This window comes from Cellulomonas sp. URHE0023 (genome assembly GCF_000688475.1).
Taxonomy (GTDB): domain Bacteria; phylum Actinomycetota; class Actinomycetes; order Actinomycetales; family Cellulomonadaceae; genus Cellulomonas.
The window spans coordinates 417,549-438,843 of sequence record NZ_JIAN01000007.1; the positions used below are offsets into that span (position 1 = coordinate 417,549).

22 protein-coding genes are annotated in these 21,295 nt (G+C 71.7%); 16 read left to right on the forward strand and 6 right to left on the reverse strand.

What is annotated here, in order from left to right:
• Positions 1 to 4 precede the first annotated feature (4 nt).
• Genes N553_RS0115075 through N553_RS0115095 form a run of 5 tightly spaced genes read left to right on the forward strand, consistent with a single transcriptional unit; the run spans position 5 to position 5,232 of the window.
• Positions 5 to 298: a DUF1905 domain-containing protein gene (locus N553_RS0115075; protein ID WP_034622768.1), complete on the forward strand. Its 294-nt coding sequence runs from the start codon at positions 5 to 7 to the stop codon at positions 296 to 298.
• A gap of 32 nt (positions 299 to 330) precedes the next feature.
• Positions 331 to 984, forward strand: a complete 654-nt coding sequence (locus N553_RS24390; protein WP_028047222.1) for a hypothetical protein — start codon at positions 331 to 333, stop codon at positions 982 to 984.
• A 22-nt stretch (positions 985 to 1,006) separates the two neighbouring features.
• Entirely contained in the window at positions 1,007 to 1,678 is a 672-nt protein-coding gene (locus tag N553_RS0115085; RefSeq protein ID WP_156043856.1) for an alpha/beta fold hydrolase, read from the forward strand.
• Between the two features lie 48 nt (positions 1,679 to 1,726).
• Entirely contained in the window at positions 1,727 to 2,521 is a 795-nt protein-coding gene (locus N553_RS0115090; RefSeq protein ID WP_028047224.1) for a xanthine dehydrogenase family protein subunit M, read from the forward strand.
• The gene (locus N553_RS0115095) at positions 2,518 to 5,232 is read left to right on the forward strand and encodes a molybdopterin-dependent oxidoreductase (protein ID WP_028047225.1); all 2,715 of its coding nucleotides are present in this window, start codon (positions 2,518 to 2,520) and stop codon (positions 5,230 to 5,232) included. Before N553_RS0115090 ends, N553_RS0115095 begins: the two co-directional genes overlap by 4 nt.
• On the opposite strand, the gene N553_RS0115100 is transcribed toward N553_RS0115095, so the two are convergent.
• A complete protein-coding gene (locus N553_RS0115100; protein ID WP_028047226.1) occupies positions 5,216 to 6,232 on the reverse strand; it encodes an XdhC family protein in 1,017 nt (338 codons plus the stop codon). The two genes, N553_RS0115095 and N553_RS0115100, sit on opposite strands and share 17 nt — an antisense overlap.
• A 43-nt stretch (positions 6,233 to 6,275) precedes the next feature.
• Between N553_RS0115100 and N553_RS0115105 the strand changes: the two genes are divergently transcribed.
• Positions 6,276 to 7,544 carry an amidohydrolase family protein gene (locus N553_RS0115105; protein WP_028047227.1) on the forward strand — a complete coding sequence of 423 codons (1,269 nt, stop codon included), beginning with the start codon at positions 6,276 to 6,278 and terminating at the stop codon, positions 7,542 to 7,544.
• An 8-nt stretch (positions 7,545 to 7,552) separates the two neighbouring features.
• Here the strand turns inward: N553_RS0115105 and N553_RS0115110 are convergent, their stop codons facing one another.
• On the reverse strand, positions 7,553 to 8,500 hold the full coding sequence (locus N553_RS0115110) for a PDR/VanB family oxidoreductase (protein WP_028047228.1): 948 nt from the start codon (positions 8,498 to 8,500) through the stop codon (positions 7,553 to 7,555).
• 268 nt (positions 8,501 to 8,768) lie between these two features.
• On the opposite strand from N553_RS0115110, the gene N553_RS0115115 reads away from it, so the two are divergent.
• From N553_RS0115115 to N553_RS0115155, 9 genes are all read left to right on the forward strand, one after another.
• Positions 8,769 to 9,956 carry an amidohydrolase family protein gene (locus N553_RS0115115; protein ID WP_231505289.1) on the forward strand — a complete coding sequence of 396 codons (1,188 nt, stop codon included), beginning with the start codon at positions 8,769 to 8,771 and terminating at the stop codon, positions 9,954 to 9,956.
• A 2-nt stretch (positions 9,957 to 9,958) separates the two neighbouring features.
• Positions 9,959 to 10,741 carry an ABC transporter ATP-binding protein gene (locus tag N553_RS0115120; protein ID WP_051640232.1) on the forward strand — a complete coding sequence of 261 codons (783 nt, stop codon included), beginning with the start codon at positions 9,959 to 9,961 and terminating at the stop codon, positions 10,739 to 10,741.
• On the forward strand, positions 10,741 to 11,586 hold the full coding sequence (locus N553_RS22960; protein ID WP_051640207.1) for an ABC transporter permease: 846 nt from the start codon (positions 10,741 to 10,743) through the stop codon (positions 11,584 to 11,586). Before N553_RS0115120 ends, N553_RS22960 begins: the two co-directional genes overlap by 1 nt.
• Positions 11,587 to 11,656: 70 nt before the next feature.
• The gene (locus N553_RS0115130; protein ID WP_028047231.1) at positions 11,657 to 12,838 is read left to right on the forward strand and encodes a hypothetical protein; all 1,182 of its coding nucleotides are present in this window, start codon (positions 11,657 to 11,659) and stop codon (positions 12,836 to 12,838) included.
• Between the two features lie 75 nt (positions 12,839 to 12,913).
• Positions 12,914 to 14,239, forward strand: a complete 1,326-nt coding sequence (locus N553_RS0115135; RefSeq protein ID WP_028047232.1) for an FAD-binding oxidoreductase — start codon at positions 12,914 to 12,916, stop codon at positions 14,237 to 14,239.
• Positions 14,236 to 15,018: a creatininase family protein gene (locus N553_RS0115140; protein WP_028047233.1), complete on the forward strand. Its 783-nt coding sequence runs from the start codon at positions 14,236 to 14,238 to the stop codon at positions 15,016 to 15,018. The genes N553_RS0115135 and N553_RS0115140 overlap by 4 nt, the downstream gene beginning before the upstream one ends.
• 61 nt (positions 15,019 to 15,079) lie before the next feature.
• Positions 15,080 to 15,655, forward strand: a complete 576-nt coding sequence (locus N553_RS22965; RefSeq protein ID WP_051640208.1) for a pyridoxal 5'-phosphate synthase — start codon at positions 15,080 to 15,082, stop codon at positions 15,653 to 15,655.
• A 61-nt stretch (positions 15,656 to 15,716) separates the two neighbouring features.
• Positions 15,717 to 16,610 carry a factor-independent urate hydroxylase gene (gene pucL / locus N553_RS0115150; protein ID WP_028047234.1) on the forward strand — a complete coding sequence of 298 codons (894 nt, stop codon included), beginning with the start codon at positions 15,717 to 15,719 and terminating at the stop codon, positions 16,608 to 16,610.
• A gap of 70 nt (positions 16,611 to 16,680) precedes the next feature.
• On the forward strand, positions 16,681 to 17,181 hold the full coding sequence (locus tag N553_RS0115155) for a nucleoside deaminase (protein ID WP_028047235.1): 501 nt from the start codon (positions 16,681 to 16,683) through the stop codon (positions 17,179 to 17,181).
• A 20-nt stretch (positions 17,182 to 17,201) separates the two neighbouring features.
• On the opposite strand, the gene uraH is transcribed toward N553_RS0115155, so the two are convergent.
• Together uraH and uraD are read right to left on the reverse strand one after the other, a co-directional pair.
• A complete protein-coding gene (gene uraH, locus N553_RS0115160) occupies positions 17,202 to 17,534 on the reverse strand; it encodes a hydroxyisourate hydrolase (RefSeq protein WP_028047236.1) in 333 nt (110 codons plus the stop codon).
• Positions 17,531 to 18,091, reverse strand: a complete 561-nt coding sequence (gene uraD, locus N553_RS22970; RefSeq protein ID WP_081844633.1) for a 2-oxo-4-hydroxy-4-carboxy-5-ureidoimidazoline decarboxylase — start codon at positions 18,089 to 18,091, stop codon at positions 17,531 to 17,533. The genes uraH and uraD overlap by 4 nt, the downstream gene beginning before the upstream one ends.
• A 35-nt stretch (positions 18,092 to 18,126) precedes the next feature.
• On the opposite strand from uraD, the gene N553_RS0115170 reads away from it, so the two are divergent.
• Positions 18,127 to 18,684 carry an NTP transferase domain-containing protein gene (locus N553_RS0115170; protein WP_034622584.1) on the forward strand — a complete coding sequence of 186 codons (558 nt, stop codon included), beginning with the start codon at positions 18,127 to 18,129 and terminating at the stop codon, positions 18,682 to 18,684.
• Positions 18,685 to 18,692: 8 nt separating this feature from the next.
• On the opposite strand, the gene N553_RS0115175 is transcribed toward N553_RS0115170, so the two are convergent.
• Both N553_RS0115175 and N553_RS25430 read right to left on the reverse strand, forming a co-directional pair.
• Positions 18,693 to 20,102, reverse strand: a complete 1,410-nt coding sequence (locus N553_RS0115175; protein ID WP_028047238.1) for an amidohydrolase family protein — start codon at positions 20,100 to 20,102, stop codon at positions 18,693 to 18,695.
• A 287-nt stretch (positions 20,103 to 20,389) separates the two neighbouring features.
• On the reverse strand, positions 20,390 to 21,295 hold a 906-nt coding region (locus N553_RS25430), incomplete at its 5' end, for a hypothetical protein (protein WP_197030096.1).

Consider the following 21,295-nt stretch of genomic DNA (forward strand, 5'->3'; position numbering starts at 1 on the left):
GCACGTGACGTACGAGTTCGACGCCCCGCTGTGGCGCTGGTCCGCGCGCACCGACGCATGGTTCTTCGTGAGCGTCCCGCCGGAGATCTCCGACGAGATCCTTGACGTGGCCGGTCCGGTGGCGCGGGGCTTCGGCTCCTTGCGGGTCGAGGTCGAGGTGGGTCCGACCGTCTGGCGCACGTCGATCTTCCCCGGCGACTCCGGGTACGCGCTCCCGGTGAAGAAGGCGGTCCGGACCGCGAACGACGCTGAGGTCGACGACGTGCTGCACGTCCGACTCACGGTGCTGGACGCCTGAAGGTTCGGTCCCGCGAGGCCGATGCACCTGAGGTGTTCCTCACCCTGGTGCTGATCGGGTTCCTCGTCGTCGCGGCGGGCACGTCCGTGCGCTGGGTGCTGACCCGGGTCGATGCGCTGGGACGCATCGCGCCCTTCCCGAAGATCAGCGTCGGCCTGTGCGTCGCCGTCGCCGTCGGGTGCGCCGTCCCGCTCGTGCTGCACGCTCGGCTCGAGGGGACGCTCGAGGACGCCGCGTCGCGCGTCGCCGGCGGACCCGTGGGCGTGCACTGCCAGACCGCAGGCGAGACCTGGACCGATGCGGGTGCGGAGCTGGGCTTCGTCCGCTGGGGAGCGGACGGCGTGCCCGAGCGCACGACCCTGATCAAGTACGGCGCCTGCGCCGACCTGCGCTCCTGGCTGTCGTCGGACAAGCAGGACCCGCGCGAGGACCAGGTCGTCGCCGTCCACGTCCTGACCCACGAGACCATGCACATGGTGGGCCTCACCAACGAGGCCCAGGCCGAGTGCGCAGCCGTGCAGCGCGACGCCCGCATGGCCGAGGCCCTCGGGGCGACGCCCGAGCAGGCGCAGGCACTGGCCCACAGGTACTGGCTCGACGTCTACCCCAGGATGCCCGAGGGCTACGTCGGAGGCTGCGGACCGGGCGCGCAGTGGGACGAGCACCTGGCCCTGGCCCCCTGGTAGGCACTCCCCTACCGTGGACGACGTGCGCGACGCCATCGCCCTGATTCCCGGCGCAGGCGGCCAGGCCTGGCTCTGGCACCTGGTCGTGGCGGACCTGCGCGCCCGCGGGTTCGACGCCTTCGCGATGGACCTGCCTGCGGCTGACCCGTCCTGCGGCCTGCCCGCGTACGCGGACACGGTCGTCGCGGCCATCGGCGACCGGACCGACGTCACGCTCGTCGCACAGTCGATGGGCGGGTTCACGGCACCACTGGTCTGGCAGCGCGTACCCACCCGCGCCGTGGTGCTCGTGAACGCGATGATCCCCGTGCCCGGCGAGACCGCCGGCGAATGGTGGGACGCCGTGGGCTCGCACGAGGCCCTGCTGAAGGCGGCCCGCGAGGGTGGCTACAGCACCGAGTTCGACGACGACGTGTACTTCAACCACGACGTCCCGGCCGACCTCGTCGCGTTCATGAACGAGCACCCGTCACCCCAGACCGACACGATCTTCGGCGACGCGTGCACGTTCGACGTGTGGCCCTCCGCGCTCACCGTGATCGCCGGCCGCGACGACCGGCTCTTCCCGCTCGAGCTGCAGCGCCGGGTCGCGCGCGAGCGCGTGGGGCGCGAGCCGGTCGTGGTCCCGGGTGGCCACCTCGCAGCCCTCAGCTACCCGAGGGAGCTCGCCGACGCGATCGCCGCCACGCTCTGAGGGCACGTAACGTCCGCGCAATCGAGGTAGGCAACACTCGGGAGCCACATGGACCTGACCTCACTCGACCACATCCGCACCCCGCGCACCCGCTCCGACCTGGTGCTCGGACCTCGCAGCGCGCCCCTCGCCGGAGGCACGTGGCTGTTCTCGGAGGCGCAGCCCGACCTGACGGAGCTGGTCGACCTCACGGGTCTGGGCTGGGCGCCGTTCGAGGTGGGCGACGGGCTCACGATCGGCGCCACGTGCACGCTGCGCCAGCTGGCGGACCTCCCGACCGCGCCCGGGCGGCGCTCGCAGGACCTCGTCCTGCAGTGCCTGCGGTCGCTCGTGATGTCGGAGAAGATCTGGGACCTCGCGACCGTGGGCGGCAACATCTGCCTCGCGCTCCCCGCGGGCGCGCTGATCACCCTGGCGGTCGCGCTCGATGCGACGGCCGTGGTCTGGACGCCGTCCGGCGGCTCCCGTGAGCTGCCCGTGCTCGACCTGGTGACCGGTGTCCGATCCACCGCGCTGGCGCCCGGGGAGGTCCTGCGCTCGATCGTCGTCGAGCCCGACGTGCTGGCCTCGCCGGCCGCGTTCGCACGCGTCGCCCTCACGCGGCACGGGCGGACCGGGGCGATCGTCGTCGGTCGTCGTGCAGGCGACGGGCTCGTCGCGACGGTCACCGGTGGCGTACCGCGGCCGCGCAGGTTCGCGTTCTCGTCGTACCCGTCGTCCGGTGCGCTGGCGGCGGCGATCGACACGGTCGACGACTGGTACGACGACCCGCACGGCGCGCCCGACTGGCGTCGGGCCCAGACGTTGCGCCTGGCCGAGCAGGTCCGGGTGGAGCTCGCATGAAGATCGAGGTGAACGGCGAGACGCTGGACGTCGAACCTGCTCCGGGACAGGTGCTGCGGACGCTGCTGCGCGAGCACGGGCACACCGAGGTCAAGAAGGGCTGCGACGCCGGCGACTGCGGCGCGTGCACGGTGCTGCTCGACGGGCGGCCGACGCACTCGTGCCTGGTGCCTGCGGTCCGCGCCGAGGGCCGCTCGGTCACCACCGCGTCCGGGCTCGGAACGGTGGAGGAGCCGCACCCGGTCCAGCAGGCGTTCGTCGACGCGGCCGCCTTCCAGTGCGGGTTCTGCACCGCGGGGTACGTGACCACGGTCGCGGGTCTCGGGGTCTCGGGCGAGGTCACCGAGGAGACCGCCCGCGCGCTCAAGGGGAACCTGTGCCGGTGCACCGGGTACCGGTCCATCTGCGACGCGATCCGCGGTGTCAGCAACACGGTCGACCCCGTGGCCGGGCAGGACGCAGGGCGCTCGGTGCGGGCGCCCGCTGCGCGACGGGTCGTCACCGGCAACGAGCGGTTCACGCTCGACGAGCCGGCAGCAGACCTCGCGCACCTCGCGGTGCTCGGCAGCCCGCACCCGCACGCGCGGATCGTGTCCATCTCCACTGAGGCCGCCTCGCAGGCGCCTGGCGTGCTCGCCGTCCTGACGTACCTGGACTCCCCCGTCCACAGGTTCTCGACCGCCCGGCACGAGAGCCGGCTCGACGACCCCGACGACACCCTCGTCCTGGACCGTGTGCTCCGTTTCCGCGGCCAGCGGGTGGCCGCCGTCGTCGCGTCGTCGCTGCGCGAGGCCGAGCGGGCTCTGGCGTTGATCCGGGTCGAGTACGAGGTGCTGCCCGCGGTCGTCGACCCTGAAGCGGCACGCCGACCCGGCGCTCCCCTGGTCCACGGCGACAAGGGCCCCGAGGCGCGCATCTCCGATCCGCTCCGCAACGTGGTCGCACAGCTGCACGACGAGATGGGATCCGTCTCCGCCGGCCTCGACGGTGCCGCGCACCGCGTGCACGGCACCTGGCGCACCAGCCGCGTCGCGCACGCCTCCCTGGAGACCCATGCCACGCGCGGCTGGCTGGATGAGGATGGCCGCCTGGTTCTGCGATCGAGCACCCAGGTGCCGTACCTGACCCGCAAGGAGATCGCGCACCTGTTCGACCTCGAGGAGTCCCGCGTCCGGGTGCTCACGGGGCGTGTGGGCGGCGGGTTCGGCGGCAAGCAGGAGCTGCTCACCGAGGACCTGGTCGCGCTCGCGGTGCTGCGGACCGGACGTCCCGTGCAGTACGAGATGACGCGGACCGACGAGTTCACGATCGTGCCCGGCCGGCACCCGTTCCGCGTGACGGTGGACCTGGGCGCGGACGAGGACGGCGTCCTCACCGCCCTGAAGATCGACGTCCTGGCGAACACCGGCGCGTACGGCAACCACGGGCCCGGCGTGATGTTCCACGGGGTGTCCGAGTCGGTCGCGGTGTACCGGTGCGCCAACAAGCGCGTCGACGCCGAGTCCGTCTACACGCACACCGTGCCGTCGGGGGCGTTCCGCGGGTACGGGCTGGGGCAGGTCCAGTTCGCGATCGAGTCCGCCATGGACGAGCTCGCGCGTCGCGTCGGGATCGACGCGTTCGAGCTGCGGCGGCGCAACGTCGTCGTGCCCGGGGACCACCTCCTGGTGACGGACCCCGACGAGGTCGGCGACCTCGACATGCACTCCTACGGGCTCGACCAGTGCCTCGACCTCACGCAGTCCGCGCTGGCCGACCGGTCGCTCGACCTGCCGGCCCCGCCCGGCTCGGTCGTCGGCTCGGGGATGGCGATCGCGATGATCGCGACGATCGCGCCGCGCGGACACTTCGCCGAGGCCTCGGTCCGGCTCCTCGAGGACGGCCGGTACGAGGCGCGGGTCGGCACCACCGAGTTCGGCAACGGCACGACGACCGTGCACGGGCAGCTCGTCGCGCAGGCACTCGGCACGACGGTCGACCGGGTGGTCGTCCGGCAGTCCGACACCGACGTCACCGGCTACGACACCGGCGCGTTCGCCTCCGCCGGAACGGTCGTCGCGGGTCTCGCGCTGCACCGCGCCGCCCTCCAGCTGCGCGGCAAGATCCTGTCCGCGGCTGCGGCCCTGCGCGACCACCCGTCCGACGAGCCGCGCACCTGGGACGGGTCGATGCTCGGCGTCGACTCCGCCGACGGCGTCCGCCTGGTCGACATCGCCGCCGCGGCACCCGGCCTCACCGGGCAAGGCACCCACGACGGCACGCCCAGGTCGGTCGCCTTCAACGTGCACGCGTTCCGGGTCGCGGTCTCACCGGACACGGGCGAGGTCACGATCCTGCGCTCGATCCAGGCCGTCGACGCCGGCACGGTGCTGCACCCCGAGCAGCTGCGCGGGCAGGTCGAGGGTGGGGTGGGTCAGGCGATCGGCACGGCACTGTTCGAGGAGGTCCGGCTCGACGACGAGGGCCGGGTCACCACAACCGCATTCCGGGCCTACCACGTGCCCCAGATGATCGACCTGCCGCGCACGGAGGTCCTGTTCGCGCAGACCACCGACGCGCTCGGTCCCCTGGGCGCCAAGTCCATGAGCGAGGCCCCGTACAACCCGGTGGCCCCCGCCCTGGCCAACGCGGTCCGCGACGCTCTCGACGTCCGTCCCTACGACCTGCCCATGAGCGCCGACCGCGTCTGGCGGCTCACCCAGGAGCGCTGAGCTCCTCCTCGAGCCTGGAGCGGTGGATGGGACCGGGCGTCGTGCTCAGCGGCCGACCGGAGGCGCCGGTGCGAGCCGCCAGAACCTCCGCGAGGACGGACACGGCGGTCTCGGCGGGGGTCGACGCGCCGAGGTCGAGACCGATCGGGGCGTGCAACGCGGCGAGCTCCTCGACGGAGGCACCGCGCCCGAGCAGCTCCTCGGTCCGGCGGTCCTGGGTCCTCCTCGACCCCATCGCCCCGACGTAGCCGGCGCCGCTGCGCAGGGCGGCCAGCACCAGCTCGGCGTCGTACCGGTCGTCGTGCGACATCACCGCGACGACGTCACGTGCTCCCAGGGACAGCGAGGCCAGGTGGCGGACGGGCCAGTCGACGACCACCTCGTCCGCCCCGGGGTGCCGACGGGGGGTGGCGAGCACGGCCCGCGCGTCGCACACGATGACGCGGTACCCGACGGCCCGAGCGGCTGACGCGAGGGCGGCGGAGAACTCGAGCGCGCCGTAGATCACCATGCGGGCCGGTGCGGCGGCGACCTCGACGAACACCTCGACACCTCCGTGCGGACCGGTGAACCGCACGATGCCGGTGCGGTCGGGCAGCTCGCGACCGGGGGCGAGCGTGCCGGTGAGCGCGGTCACCACCTGAGCGGGCTCGCCGCGCGCCGCAGCAGCGAGCGCGCGGACGTCCGGGGCCCCGAGCTCGCGCGCGTGCACCCGCAGCACACCACCGCAGGTCAGGCCGACCGCGAACGCGTCCTCGTCGGTGACGCCGTACTCCTGGATCCCCGGATCCGAACCCGCCAGGACCGACTCGCAGAGCTCGTACAGCGCACCCTCGACGCACCCGCCGGCGATGCTCCCGATGGCCGCCCCGGTGTCGTCGACGGCCATGGAGGTGCCGATGACCGTCGGTCCGCTGCCCGCCATGGAGACGACCGTCGCGACGGCGACGCGGTGCCCGTCGGTCAGCCGGGCCAGCAGCCGGTCAGCGAGCTCCAGCACCTCCGTCACCTCCCCGACACGTGCAGGTGCTAGCAAGTCCCCCATGCTGACACTGACGGGCGCCCGAGCGATCGTGATCGACGAACGGACCGAGACGTCGGGCGACCTCCAGGTCGTCGACGGCGTGGTGAGCGAGGTGCCCGCACCGGGAGCCGAACGCCTCGACGTCGACGGCTGCGTCGTCACCCCCGGTCTGGTGAACGCGCACCACCACCTGCTGCAGACGGCGTTCCGCACTCTGCCAGGCACCCGCGCGGTCCCCATGGCGACCTGGCTGCCCACGATGGCCGCCGCCTATGCGCAGGCAGGTGTGGACGGTGAGCTCAGCAGCGTCGCCGCGGCCGCCGGTCTCGCCGAGGCCCTCCTGTGCGGGGTCACCACGGTGGCTGACCACCACCTGACGTGGCCCTCGGACGCCGAACGGTCGCTCGACATCGCGCTCGGCACGGTGCGGGCCGCCGAGCTGCTGGGCGCGCGGCTCGTCTTCGTCCGGGGCAGCGCTCGCGACGACCCCCAGGTGGCGGCGACCTCCGCGGCCCTGCTCGCCGAGTCGATCGAGCAGAGCGCCATGCTCCAGCTCGCCGTCGGCCCAGCGGGGGTCCACAGCGACGGACCCGAGACGTTCCGGCTGCTCGGCGAGGTCGCGCAGCGGTACGGCCTGCGGCGCCGCACGCAGGCGAACGAGCAGGTCGACGTGGCCATCGCGCAGGAGCGTTACGGCCGGCGTCCGCTCGACCTGCTCGACGACTGGGGCTGGCTCGCCCCGGACGTGACGCTCGCGCACCTGTGCGGGGTCACCGACGACGAGATCGCCCGCATCGCGGCGTCGGGCGCGAGCGCGACCCACGCGCCCGGCTGCGACCTGCCGATGGGCTGGGGCGTCGCACCGGTCGCCCGGCTGCTCGACAGCGGTGTGCGCGTCGGTCTGGGGACCAGCGGCGGTGGCAGCAACGACGCAGGGCACCTGCTCGCGGACGCTCGTCTCGCGCTGCAGGTCGCCCCGCTGGTCGGGCGGCCGGTGAGCGCACGGGAGGCGCTGGCCCTGGCGACGAGCGGGTCCGCAGCCGGGCTCGGCCGGCCCGAGCTCGGGCACCTGCGGCCCGGGGCGTCCGCCGACCTGTGCGTGTGGGACGTGTCGGGCGTCGCCGATGCGGGTGTCGCAGACCCCGTCGCCGGCCTGCTGTGGGCATCGCCGGGACGCCGGCCACGGCACGTCGTCGTGGCCGGTCGCGTGGTGGTCCGCGACTATGTGCTGCAGACGGCCGACGAGTCGGCGGTCGTGCAGGACCTGCGACGCCGCGTCGGGCGCTGAGCCCGCTCTCACAGCTCGAGCACCAGGCCCGGTCCGGCGGCCCGGGAGACGCAGATCATCATGGTCTGGCTCGCGCCGCCCGGGCCGATGACCGAGTCCCGGTGCTCGACGGACCCCTGCAGCACGGGCGTCTCGCAGCTCCCGCACGTGCCCACCCGGCACGACGACACCACGACCGCCCCGCTCGCCTCCACCACGTCGAGGATGCTCTGGCCGGGGTCCACGGTCAGGGTCGTCCCGCTGAGCGCGAGCTCCACCTCGAACGGGTCAGGCCACACGGGCGGCCCGAACTCGCGCGCCTCGAACCGCTCGGTGTGCACGGACCACCCGTCGGTCCCGGCCTCCTCGACCGCGTCGAGCAGCCGGCGCGGCCCGCAGCAGAACACCCGCCCCGCCGGGCCGTCGGTGAGCGCGGAGACCGCGAGCCTCTCGCCTTCGTCCGCCGCGTACACGCGCACGCGCGACGGGTGGTCGGCGACGAGCTCCTCGACGAAGGCCATGGTCGCCCGCGAGCGCCCGGCGTAGTGCAGCGACCAGTCCGTCCCGGCGGCGTCTGCGGCGGCGATCATCGACAGCATCGGGGTGATCCCGATGCCACCGGCGACGAACACCGTGGACCGGTCCGCCGCCGGGGTGAACGCGAAGTGGTTGCGCGGCCCACGCAGGCGGAGCGTGTCGCCCACCGCGAGCGTGTCGTGCACGACCGCAGATCCCCCTGCGCCGTCCTGCGACAGGAGCACCGCCACGCGGTAGGTCATCCGGTCGGCGGGGTCACCGCACAGCGAGTACTGCCGCTCCCACCCGCCCGGCAACAGCAGGTCGACGTGTGATCCCGGCGTCCAGGCAGGCAGGGGACGGCCGTTGGTCGGGGCCAGGTCGAGGGCCAGGACACCGTCGGCGACGACCGTCCGGGCCTGCACCACGACCGGTCGCTGCATGTCGCTGAAGACGCTCACAAGACCTCCCGGGCCGACGACCAGAACTCGTTGCCGACACCGTACGAGGCTCGTGTTAACAGCAGCGCAAACACCGTGACGTGGAAGGACCACGCTCGTTACACACGGGAAACGGCGGCTGCCTAGCGTGCTTACCCAGCAGTAGATATAGACCCCGCGACGGCGCACCCGCCCGGGTGAGCCATGCGCTCCCCGGAGGAGGTCCACGATCGCCGCCCTGCCCCGCCCCATCGAGCGTCTGCTGCACGCGCGGCTCGCCGACGGCCACGTGGTCGACGTCCGGCTCGACAAGGGCAGGGTCGCCGAGGTGGTCCCGGGAGGAACCCTCGGCCTGGGTGACCCGGACACGACCCTCGAGCTCGACGACTTCCTGCTGCTGACCGCGCCCGCCGACCCGCACGCGCACCTGGACAAGGCGCTCTCCTGGGACGCGATCCGGCCTCCCATGGGCGACCTGCGGCTCGCGATCGAGTCGTGGCACGCCTACTCGGACCAGATGACCGTCGACGAGATCGCGGACCGCGCCCGGACCCAGGCCCTGACGATGCTCGCCCACGGCACCACCGCGATCCGCAGCCACGTCGACCTGCTTCCCGGCCCCGACCCGCTGCGCGGTGTGCACGCCCTCATCCGGGTCAGGCAGGAGCTGCGTGGCCTGCTCGACCTCCAGCTCGTGACTCTCGGCGGCTACCTGACCCCGACCGAGGACCACGAAGCGGCCCTGGCAGCAGGCGTCGACCTGGTCGGCGGCGCACCTCACCTTGCGCCCGACGCCCTCATCGAGCTCGCGCGGCTGCTCGAGACCGCTCGGACGCACGGCGTCGGTGTCGACGTCCACACCGACGAGAGCCTCGACTGCGAGGTGACGCTCGACGTGCTCGCCCGAGCGGTCGTCGGCTGGACCGCACCGGTCAGCGCCGGGCACTGCGTCCGGCTCGGGACCCTCGACGGACCGCGTCGAGACGAGGTCATCGCCGACGTGCTGGCGGCGGACCTCGGGGTCATCGCGAACCCGATCACCAACCTCTACCTGCAGGGCTGGGAGTCGGACGTGGCGACGCCCCGCGGCCTGACGGCGGTCCGCGCGCTCGTCGACGCCGGAGTCCGGTTCGCCGCGGGCGCCGACAACGTCCGCGACCCGTTCAACCCGCTGGGCCGCAGCGACGCGCTGGAGACCGCGATGCTCCTGGTCGTCGCCGGGCACCTCTCGGTCGACGAGGCCTACGCCGCGGTCAGCACCGGTGCACGTGACGTCATGGGCCTTGCACCGGCGGGCGTCGTGCCGGGAGCCCGTGCAGAGCTGCTGGCGGTGCGCGGCACCGACCTCGTCGGCGTCGTGGCCACCTCCTCGCTGGACCGCTACGTGATCCACGCAGGACGGCTCGTCGCGTTCAGCGAGACGCACACCCAGGTCGCCTCCCCGGTGCTCCTGCCCACCTACCCCGAAGCCAGGTGACCGTGTCCACGACGACCCCCACCCCCACCGTCGGCAGGCCGCACACCGAGGCCCTCCCCCTGCTCGGGTTCGAGGACGTCGCGATGACATTCCCCGGCGGCACGGTCGCCCTGTCCGGCGTGGACCTGACCGTCGGACGCGGCGAGTTCGTCTCGGTCGTCGGCCCGTCAGGCTGCGGCAAGTCCACGCTGCTGCGCATCGCCTCCGGTCTCGAGACGGCCTCCACGGGCACCGTCACGCTCGCGACCGACCACATCGCCTACGTGTTCCAGGACGCGACGCTCCTGCCGTGGCGCAACGTGCTCGGCAACGTCGAGCTGCTTGCGGAGCTCAAGGGCCGTGGACCCAAGATCCGCCGGGAGAAGGCACGCGAGGCGATCCGGCTCGTCGGTCTGGAGGGCTTCGAGAAGCACCTGCCCAAGCAGCTGTCCGGTGGCATGAAGATGCGCGCCTCGCTCGCGCGCTCGTTCACGCTCGACCCCGAGCTGTTCCTGTTCGACGAGCCCTTCGGCGCGCTCGACGAGATCACGCGCGGCCGCCTGCAGGACGAGCTGCTCAAGCTCTTCAGCGAGCAGCACTTCGCCGGTCTGTTCATCACGCACTCGGTGGCCGAGGCCGTGTACCTGTCCACCAAGGTCGTCGTCATGTCGGGCCGTCCCGGTCGGCTGGTCGAGTCCTTCGACATCCCGTTCCCGATGCCCCGAGACCCCGACATCCGGTACTCCCCCGAGTTCACCGAGGTCGTCGGCCAGGTCTCCCACGCCCTGAAGGAGGCGCACAGCTGATGGCTGCCACCACGATCGAGGGCGTCACGGCCGAGGCGCGCGCCGTCACGCCGGTCGCACCGCGCCGCCGCAAGCGCTCGACCATCTCCTGGCTGGGGCCGGTGGTCGTCTTCTTCCTGATGGTCGGCCTCTGGTACGCCCTCGCGTACTACTACGCGCAGCGCGGGCTGCCCTACTTCGTGCCGTACCCGCACCAGGTCGTCGAGGCCATGTTCTCCGAGGGCGAGTTCCAGGTCCTCATGACGGCGTTGCTGCACAGCACCGAGGTGGCGATGACCGGTCTGGCGATCGCGATCGTCATCGGGGTGACGTGGGCGGTCCTCATGGCGCAGGCGACCTGGATCGAGCGCTCGCTGTTCCCGTACGCGGTGGTCCTGCAGTGCATCCCGATCCTCGCGCTCGTGCCCCTGATCGGGATCCTGTTCGGCTACAACTTCCAGGCCCGCGTGATCGTGACGGTGCTCATCGCGCTCTTCCCCCTGGTCGCCATGACGTTGTTCGGCCTCCAGTCGGTGGCCAAGCAGCAGCGTGAGCTCTTCCAGCTCCAGGGCGTGTCCCGCGCGACGATGCTCGTCAAGCTCCAGTTCCCCGCCGCGCTGCCCTCGATCTTCGTCGGCCTGCGGACCTCGGCCGGGCTGGCCGTGGTCGGTGCCGTGGTCGGCGACCAGTTCTTCCAGCGCGGCAACCCGGGCCTCGGTGTCCTGATCCAGCTGTACGCCAACCGGCTGCAGGGGCCCGACCTCTACGCCGCGATCATCGTCGCGTCGCTGCTCGGCGTGACCGTGTTCGTGGTCTTCGGCCAGCTCGGCAAGCTCGCCGTGGGCCGTTGGTACGACTTCTCCTGACGCACCTGTCCACAAGGCTCACGGCCACCCCCGCGGCCGTCGGGATGACCCACCAACGAAAGAGAGCACCATGCGCACACGCAACCGCACCGTCGTCGCCGCAGCCGCTGGGATCGTCCTGACCGCCTTCGGGCTGTCGGCCTGCGCCGACGGTTCCGGCGACAGCGACGCCACCACCGCCGCCACCGCGGCTGCCGGCGGCGTCGACCTGTCCGACGTCTGTCCGGCCACGGTCGTGGTGCAGACCGACTGGAACCCCGAGGCGGACCACGGTCACCTGTACGAGCTGGTCGGGCCCGGCTACACGGTCGACGCGAACCAGAAGACGGTGACCGGGGACCTCGTGGCGGGCGGCAAGCCGACGGGCGTCAAGATCGAGGTCCGCGCGGGCGGCCCCGCGATCGGCTTCACGCAGGCCTCCGCCCAGCTCTACACGGACAAGGACATCACCCTCGGCTACGTGTCCACCGACGAGGCCGTCCAGCTCTCCGACAAGTTCCCGACGACGGCCGTGTTCGCGGAGAACGACAAGTCCCCGATGATGGTCATGTGGGACCCGGCCACGTACCCGGACGTGACCGACATCAAGAGCCTCGGCGCGGCGCTCAAGGACTCGGGCGGCGTCATCCGGTACTTCAACGGTGCCGCCTACATGAGCTACCTCATCGGGTCCGGCATCCTCGACGAGTCCGTCACGGACGGCAGCTACGACGGCACCCCGGCCAACTTCGTCGCCGCGGGGGGCAAGGACGCGCAGCAGGGCTTCGCGACCGCCGAGCCGTTCATCTACGAGAACGAGGTCCCGGCCTGGGGCAAGCCGGTCGAGCTCGAGACCATCCACGACACGGGGTTCCCGCTCTACCCCGAGGCCATGTCGGTGCGTTCGGGTGACCTGGAGACGCTGACGCCCTGCCTCAAGAAGCTCGTGCCCGTCATGCAGCAGGCGGACGTCGACTACATCACCGACCCGTCCACCACGAACGCCCTGATCCTCGACCTGGTCGACAAGTACAACAACGGCTGGGTCTACTCGCAGGGCGTCGCGGACTTCGCGGTCACGCAGATGAAGGATCTGGAGATCGCGTCCAACGGTGACAACGCCTACGTCGGCGACATGGACGAGGCTCGCATCCAGACGATCATCGACACGATGACGCCGATCTACACGGAGGCCGGCGCGCCCCCGAAGTCGGGCCTCGTCGCCACGGACCTGTTCACGAACGAGTTCCTGGACCAGTCGATCGGCTTCTGACCCCTCGGCCGCGGCACGCCGGCCTTGACCGGCGTGCCGCGGCCGCACATCGTCCCGCTGACTCGGAGGCACCCCATGCAGACCACGACCGCCCTGGACGCGCTGCTCGCCGACCTGCGGAGCATCCTGGGCGACGACGGGGTGAGCACCGACCTCCGCGTCCGGGAACGCGCGAGCGTCGACGGCGCCAAGATGTCTCCCGTCATCCTCGAGCTGCTCCCGCTGGGCCTCGCGGACGTCGTGGCCTTCCCGACGAACGCCGCACAGATCGCCGAGTGCGTCGCTGCCGCGGTGGCGCGCGGCGTGCCGGTCACCCCCCGCGGCAAGGGCACCGGCAACTACGGCCAGGCGATCCCGATGCCGGGCGGCCTGGTGCTGGACCTGACGCGCGCCCGCGCGGTCGTCGAGATCGGTGACGGATGGGTCACCGCCGAGGCCGGCGCCACGATGGTCGCCATCGAGGCCGCGGCCCGGGAGACCGGGCAAGAGCTGTGGATGTACCCCTCGACCGCGCAGTCGACGATCGGCGGCTTCCTGTCAGGCGGTTCCGGTGGGACCGGGACGATCGTCCACGGTGCCAACCACCAGGGGTTCGTCGTGGCACTGGACGTGGTGCACGCGCAGCCTGATGCGGCCGTGGTCCATGTCGAGGGCGAGGAGGCGCAGGCCTACGTCCACAACTACGGGACCGCCGGGATCCTCGCGCGCGCCACCGTGCGCCTCGAGCCGCTGCAGGACTGGCACGGGCTCTATGCGTCCTTCGCCGACCAGCACACGGCGTTCCGCGTGCTGCGCGAGATCGGCCGGCTCTCGCCCGCCCCGCGCCTCGTCTCCGCGGACCCCGCGTCGATCGCTGAGGCGTTGCCACCGGACGACGCCCTCCCGCCGGGCCGCGCGAGCCTGCGAGCGATCCTGGACCCCGCCGCGGTGCCGGCCGCTACCGCGCTGGTCGTCGGTGCCGGGGGCACCGTCGAGGACCTTCGCGACGGACCCCAGGCGTCGCTCAAGCTGTCCGTGCTCTCCTACAACCACCCCATCGAGTGGCTGCAGAAGTCCGACCCGGGGACGTACGTGCATCTCGAGGTGGGCGGAGACGCGCTCGTCGACCGGCTCGAGGAGGTCCAGGCCACGATCCCCGGAGGTCTGCTGCACCTCGAGGCAGGGCACACCGTTCCGATCGGAATGCTCGCGGGCGTCTACGAGGGACCCGAACGGCTGGCGGACGTGATCTCCGCTCTTGCGGACCTCGGCGTGGGCGTCCACAACCCGCACCAGTGGAACGTCGACTTCGAGGTCGAGCGCACGATCGCCCTCGCCGCGGTCACGGACCCGTCGGGGCTCCTCAACCCCGGGAAGCTGAACCCGGACTACGCCGGCCCGCGCAAGGGCGCGATCCGATGAGCCGCCTGCTCGCCGAGCTGTCCGGCCCTGCGACCGCCCGAGCCCTGGGCCCGGACTCCGTGCTGGTGGTCCCGACCGGTGCCATGGAGCACCACGGGCCACACCTTCCCCTGGTCACCGACTCCCTGATCGCGGAGAGCGTCGCAACCGCAGCCATCGAGCGGGCCGCGGCAGCAGGCCTCGACGTCTGGCAGCTCCCCACGCTCACCTACACCAAGTCCGACGAGCACTCGTGGGCGTCCGGGACCATGTGGGTCAGCGCGAGCACCCTCCTGGCCACGCTCGTGGACCTCGGCCGGTCCGTGGCCACGACCCCCGCCCGACGGCTCGTGTTCCTCAACGGGCACGGCGGCAACACCGCGCTCCTCGGGGTCGCGCTGCGCGAGATCCGTCGGCTCCACGGCCTCATGACCTTCTCGATGCCGGCCGGGGTGCAGATCGCCGGTGCGGGGCACGAGGACGAGCCCGACGAGCACGGTCTGGGCATTCACGCCGGGTACGGCGAGACCTCGCTCGTGATGCACCTGCGCCCGGACCTCGTCGACATGACCCGGGCCCGCCGGACCGTCCCCGAGCACATCGCAGCCATGACCCACCTCGGCTTCAACGGCACGACCGCCCAGTTCGGCTGGTTGAGCAACGACTTCGGCCCCGACGGCGTCATCGGCGACCCGACCGGAGCCACGGCCGCCGCCGGGGCGGTCCTCTTCGACGCCTCGGTCCGCCGGGCGGTCGACGTCCTCACCGAGATCGCCTCCTTCACCCACAGGACACCGTGACGGCCGCTCCCTGCGCACTCCTCGAGGTGCGCGCGCTCCCTCTCCCGAGCAAGGTGGCCGAGTGACGCAGCAGGTGCCCGACGAGGCGTGGCAGCTCCTCGAGGAGTGGTTGCCCGACAACGACGACCCCGACCGCCCCGTCATGACGCTCGCGACCGTCGACGAGGCCGGCCTCCCTGACGCCCGCTCCGTGCTGCTCAGCGAGTACGACCGCGACGGCTTCTCCCTCCACACCGACGCGACCTCCCGCAAGGTCGGCCAGCTCGACGCGCGTCCGGGCGCCGCACTCGTCCTGCGCTGGCCCGACGCGTTGCGCCAGCTCGTCGTGCGCGGGACCGCCGAGCGCGCCCACCGTGCGGAGACGGACCGCGCGTACGCGCTGAGGTCCCCGTACCTGCAACGCCTCGCCTGGGTGAACACCCCTGCCGTCGCGCAGTTGCCACCGCAGGAGCGGCGAGCGAAGTGGGCCGACTTCGCGGCCATCCACCCCGTGCCCGACCCTCCCGCGAGCTGGGTCGGCTTCCTGGTCCGTCCCACCAGCCTCACCTTCTGGACGGGTGAGCCGGACTCGGTGAGCCATCGTCGCGAGTACCGGCTCGGGGCGTCCGGGTGGCTGCGGACGGAGCTTCCCGGGTGAGCGCGCACGCCCGATTTCCTGCGGAAACGCGCGCGTCATCTGGCAGAGGCAGACTGCCCGCATGACGGCCCGACTGCAGTCCCACCAGTACGGCAAGGCCGAGACGCGCGTCGTCCGGATCGTTCGTGACACGGCTCGGCACGAGATCCGTGACCTCAACGTCACCTCGGCTCTGCGCGGCACCTTCGAGGACGCCTACCTGACCGGCGACCAGTCTGCGGTCCTTCCGACGGACACCCAGAAGAACATGGTCTTCGCGTATGCCAAGCAGCACGGGGTCGAGTCGCCCGAGCGGTTCGGCATCCTGCTCGCGGAGCACTTCGTGGACGACATCGCGCCCGTCACGGGCGCACGCGTCGACGTCCAGGAGTACACGTGGGTGCGCGCTGTCGTCGACGGCGCCGAGCACGACCACACCTGGCTCCGCAGCGGCCAAGAGGTCCGGACCGCTTCGGTCACGGTCGACCAGGGCACGACGACCGTCATCGCCGGTCTCAAGGACCTGACCGTCCTGAAGTCGACCGGATCGGAGTTCACGGGCTTCCTCAAGGACGAGTACACGACCCTGCAGGAGACCGACGACCGAGTCCTCGCGACGTCGCTGATCGCCCAGTGGCGCTACGCCGGGACCGACGTCGACTTCGACGCCACGTACGCCACGGTCCGCGAGACCCTCATCTCCACGTTCGCGACGCTGCACTCCCTCGCCCTGCAGCAGACCCTCTGGCACATGGGCGCGCAGGTCATCGAGCGGGTCCCCGAGGTGGTCGAGATCAGGTTCGCCGCACCCAACAAGCACCACTTCCTCTCGGACCTCAGCCCGTTCGGCCTCGAGAACCCCGGCGAGGTGTTCTGGGCTGCCGACCGGCCCTACGGCCTCATCGAGGCGGTGATCGTCCGCGAGGGCGCTGCCCCGGTGGACGCCGCCTGGACTCGATCGGTCGGTGCGCCATGAGCCCCGTCCCGACGCCGCCACGACCCGACCGGGTGGCTCACCCACCCGCCACGTCCATCAGGGAGCCTCGATGACCCGGTCCGACGGCGCGCACCGGCTCGACGACGACGACGAGCGCTGGCTCACCGAGGCGGTCGCCCTTGCCACGTCCAACGTCGCCGAAGGCGGTGGGCCGTTCGGGGCCGTCGTCGTCCTCGACGGCGTCGTCATCGGCACCGGCCAGAACCGCGTCACGCGTGACAACGACCCCACAGCCCACGCCGAGGTGCAGGCGATCCGCGCCGCGTGCCGGGCGATCGGCGGCTTCTCGCTCGACCGCGCCACCCTGTACACGTCCTGCGAGCCGTGCCCGCTGTGCCTCGCCGCGTGCCTGTGGTCCCGGGCGCGCCGGGTCGTCTACGCCGCCAACCGCGACGATGCTGCCCGTGCAGGCTTCGACGACTCGCTCTTCTACGACCTGTTCGCGGCCGACCGAGGCACGTGGCCGATGCCTGTCGTCGGGCACCGCGTCCCCGCCACCTCCGAACCGATGGACGCCTGGCTGGCCCGCCCGACCAAGGTCGAGTACTGACCGCAGCCCTGAACGGGCCCTCAGCTCCCCCGGTACGTCGAGTAGGCGAACGGGCTGAGCAGCACGGGCACGTGGTAGTGGCTGGAGTCCACGACGTCGAAGACGACGACCACCTCCGGCAGGAACGATGCCTGCCCGGTCGAGGCGAAGTACGCCGCGGTGTCGAACACGAACCGGTAGGTCCCCACCGGCACGGACTTCGGCGCGAGGGACCGTGCACGCCCGTCGTCATCGGTGGTCCCGGATCCCACGAGAACCCACTCACCAGCGACCCGGGATGACAGGACGACCGGCACGCCGACGGCTGGCCGGCCGTGAGCGACGTCCAGGACGTGAGTGGTCAGCTGGCTCATGAACGCTCCTCGTCGGACGACGACGCCGGCGGCGGTACGGAAGGCACCGCCGGTCGCGCAGTCGTCGGCACGGCAGAGAGCGCGGAGACGACGAACAGCGCCTGCAAACGCAGGAGCGCGATCTCGCGCAGCTGGTCGGCCACCTCCCGCTCCTCCTCGGCCGGCGCCAGGGCCAGCCGACGATTCAGCTCGGCGAGGATCTCGGGCCGCGACCGCCCGGCGGCCCGGATCAGGAAGATGCGCCCGAAGCGCTCCTCATAGGCGCGGTTTCCGGCAGTCATCGCCGCGACGAGCGCGGGGTCGTCGGTCGAGGACGCCGCCTGCTCGGAACGGCTGAGCGACGCCGACGACCCGGAACCCGCCGCACCGATGCGCGGGTGCGACGCGAGCGCCTCGTCGATCTCCGCGGAGGACAACGACCGTGCGGCCAGGTCCGCGGCACCGAGCAGGTCACCGACAGACGCGTACGGGCAGCCTGACGCGACCTGCGACACCCAGCGCGACACGTGCAGCGCGGTGTCGAGGAGGGTCCGGGTCTCGGGGGTGTCCTGGATCATGAGCTCACCTTCGTGGCACGGTACGGGGCGTGCCAATGATCAGCGGGATCGTTCTCGCAGCCGGCTCGGGTTCCCGTCACGGCGGCCCGAAGGCACTCGTGCCGGGCTGGCTCGACGCCGCCACGCGACTCCTGCTCGACGCGGGCTGCTCGCGTGTGGTCGTCGTGCTGGGTGCGGGTGCCGACCAGGCGCGTGACCTGCTTGCACCCGACCCACGCATCGTCATCCAGACCGCGAAGGACTGGGCCGACGGCATGGCCGCCTCGCTGCGCGCAGGACTCGCGAGCGCCACCGGCGACGCGGTGCTGATCACGCTCGTCGACCTCCCGGGCACCCCGGGCACCGTCGCGGCTCGCGTGCTGACGACGACCACCAACCACGACGACACCGCCGGAACCGAGCTCACAGACACCCTCCGGCAGGCCACCTACGGCGGCCGCCCCGGGCACCCGGTTCTCGTCGGCGCGAACCACTGGCACGCCCTGAGCGCGACCCTCCGCGCAGACCGAGGCGCCCGTGCCTACCTGGTGGCGCACGGCGTGACGGAGGTCGAGTGCGGCGACCTGCACCACGGTCGCGACGAGGACACCTGACACACCGATCACTCTAGGCGTGCCTCGATCGTCGTCAGCGGAAGCTCGCGACCCCATCGTGACGCGGCAGCGGTCATCCGCGTACGCAGCTCGCCTCCGGCCACCGCAGCCAGCGGCGACGTCGACCGCCCGTCCTCGCTGACCAGCACGCCCCCGACATACACCTGCTTCAGGTTCCGCAGCCCGCATGCCAGGACGTACGTGGCAAGCACGTCCCACACGGGCCCGGTGTCCGGCGCGCGATGGTCGACGACGACGAAGTCCGCCATCTTGCCCACCTCGAGCGACCCGACGCGGTCGGCGACGCCGAGCACCTCGGCGGACCCCAGCGTGTGCAGGCGCAGGACGTCAGCGGGCATCATCACGGAGGCGTCCGTGTACATCGCGCGAGTCGTGTAGAGACCGATCCGCATGTTGCCCCAGGGGTCGGAGATGTCGGTGCAGGACTGGTCGTCGAGTCCCATCCCGACCTGGATCCCCGCCCTCTGGAACCGCACCACGTCCGCGAACCCGGACCCGAGCCGCCCATTCGACGTCGCCTGCCAGACGACGCCGCACCCCGTGGAGGCAACCCGCGCAACCATCTCGTCCGTCGGGTGCACGAAGTGCCCGAAGAGGAAGTCGGGCCCGAACGCCCCGGCGTCGTCGTACCACGCGAACTTCTCGCGCTGGGTCTCGATGCCTTCGGCCGTCTCGACGAAGTGCGCCTGGTTGCTGACGCCGTGCGTCCGCATCATCGCGACCTCGAGCTCCGCGGACCGCGGCGTCGACGCCCACTGCACGGCCCCCATCACGGACGCCCCGAGATGCTGGTCGGTGGGCGTCCTCAACGACGACTCGGCCACCATGTCCGCGAACACGCCCACGACCTCGTCCTCGGGACCCGCCTCGTCGTTCAGCCGGATCGCGTTCATCACGCGCAGCCCCGCGTCGGCAGCACCGTCCATCTGCCTCGTCGCGAACTCCACGGGGGCGATCCGCCCGAGCACGGGCGACGCGGTCACCGGGTCGTAGCGCCACGTCACGCGCGGGTGCATGAAGTTGTAGGCGCTGGTCACGCCGTTCGCGAGGAAGTCCAAGGCCCCGTGCAGGGTCGACCAGTAGACATCGTCCGGCTCGCACCGGTCGAGCACCTCGACCATCGACATGACCCACGGGTAGAGCGTCGAGCCGGGCGAGATCCCGCGCATGCCCGACGTGAACAGGTGCGAGTGCGCGGACACAAAGCCGGGCGCGACGAGCGCGCCTCCGACATCGAGGACTCGCAAGTGCGTCTGCGCGAGCAGCGAGGCGTCAGCAGGGCCCTCACCGATCGCCGCGATCCGTCCGTCGTCGCCCACGAGGAACCAGCCGGCGAACCACGCCGGGCCGGCGTCGGACACCGGGATGATCAGCGCGTTGTGCACGAGGAGCCGCATGGCTGCCATGGTGCATCGCGCGTATGACGCGCCCGTTTCCGACATGGGGCGAAGTATGTCGAACGAGTGCCGGCCCGTTCGTCACGGGCCACCGGTCCGACGCCGAGCCGATCGGCGCCCGGCGCCCGCCGCCCCGTCGCGGTCGACGACGTTCCGCTGGCGGCCAGCGGCGGCGGAGGCCCTGTCGGCCCGCCGGCGAGGTGCGCCCATCGATATTGCGCCGGGCTGCGTCGCATGGAGGGAGATGGCTCTGCGGGGCCGGGCTTTCGTCCGACCCCGCAGAGCCGTCACACAGCCAGGCCGAGCGAGAAGATGTACGCCCCGACCACTTCGTTCTGCACGGTGTAGCGCAGGCGGTACGTACCCTCGGGGAGGACCTGGTCGAACCGTCGTCCAGGCGTGTCGTTGGTCGTGGCGGATCGCACCACGGTTCCGGCCGAGTTGACCACCGACCAGTTCGCGTACCAGGTACTCGCCCCGGACAGATCGGCGACGACACGGGACCCACCGGTCGGGACCGTGAAGGTGTACTCGTCGACCGACGCCTTGGTCTCCAGATTCCCCGCGCCAGCAGATGGCACCCCGTTGGAGACGGTCAGAGCCGTCCCCACCGAAGGCAACGTGAGCGCGAACGTCTGCACCGGCGGCACCTTCTGCAATCCCACTCGATACGTCGCACTGCTCACCCCCGTGGAGGCGGGGTCGATGAACAGTCGCAGCTTGTACGTCCCGGCCACCAAACCTGTGTACGTGGTGTCCGCACCCGAGTACGCGTTCTCTGCCAAGACGGTCCCCGACGGGGTGAGCAGTTGCCAACGCAGGTAGGAGTTCCCACCCATCTGGTCGAACAGGAGCGCATCCCCCGCAGCAGCGGTGAAGGTGTACTCATCGACCGCGACGAACGTCTCGAGGTTGCCGGCCCCGGCCGTGGCGACACCGTTGATCGTGCCGTTGTTGATGTCCACCGGACCCGTCGCCGAGATCGTCACCGGGAACACCTGCGCGGCCGCCGGGAAGTAGATCGAGAACGTGTACCCACCCACGATCTCGCTCTGCGGGGTATACCGCAGCGTGTAGTTCCCCGCAGGCAACACCTGGTCGAACCGGCGACCCGCGGTGTCATTCGCCGTACCCGAGCGCACCACGGTCCCGGCCGAGTTGATCACCGACCAGTTCGCATACCAGGTACTCGC

What these genes read in the sequence shown, in the direction of transcription:
- N553_RS0115090 (WP_028047224.1), top strand. Translation starts at nt 1,727, where the DNA reads ATGGACCTGACCTCACTCGACCACATCCGCACCCCGCGCACCCGCTCC.
- N553_RS0115095 (WP_028047225.1), top strand. Translation starts at nt 2,518, where the DNA reads ATGAAGATCGAGGTGAACGGCGAGACGCTGGACGTCGAACCTGCTCCG.
- N553_RS0115105 (WP_028047227.1), top strand. Translation starts at nt 6,276, where the DNA reads ATGCTGACACTGACGGGCGCCCGAGCGATCGTGATCGACGAACGGACC.
- N553_RS22960 (WP_051640207.1), top strand. Translation starts at nt 10,741, where the DNA reads ATGGCTGCCACCACGATCGAGGGCGTCACGGCCGAGGCGCGCGCCGTC.
- N553_RS0115130 (WP_028047231.1), top strand. Translation starts at nt 11,657, where the DNA reads ATGCGCACACGCAACCGCACCGTCGTCGCCGCAGCCGCTGGGATCGTC.
- N553_RS0115135 (WP_028047232.1), top strand. Translation starts at nt 12,914, where the DNA reads ATGCAGACCACGACCGCCCTGGACGCGCTGCTCGCCGACCTGCGGAGC.
- N553_RS0115140 (WP_028047233.1), top strand. Translation starts at nt 14,236, where the DNA reads ATGAGCCGCCTGCTCGCCGAGCTGTCCGGCCCTGCGACCGCCCGAGCC.
- pucL (WP_028047234.1), top strand. Translation starts at nt 15,717, where the DNA reads ATGACGGCCCGACTGCAGTCCCACCAGTACGGCAAGGCCGAGACGCGC.
- N553_RS0115155 (WP_028047235.1), top strand. Translation starts at nt 16,681, where the DNA reads ATGACCCGGTCCGACGGCGCGCACCGGCTCGACGACGACGACGAGCGC.
- uraH (WP_028047236.1), bottom strand. Translation starts at nt 17,534, where the DNA reads ATGAGCCAGCTGACCACTCACGTCCTGGACGTCGCTCACGGCCGGCCA.
- uraD (WP_081844633.1), bottom strand. Translation starts at nt 18,091, where the DNA reads ATGATCCAGGACACCCCCGAGACCCGGACCCTCCTCGACACCGCGCTG.
- N553_RS0115170 (WP_034622584.1), top strand. Translation starts at nt 18,127, where the DNA reads ATGATCAGCGGGATCGTTCTCGCAGCCGGCTCGGGTTCCCGTCACGGC.
- N553_RS0115175 (WP_028047238.1), bottom strand. Translation starts at nt 20,102, where the DNA reads ATGCGGCTCCTCGTGCACAACGCGCTGATCATCCCGGTGTCCGACGCC.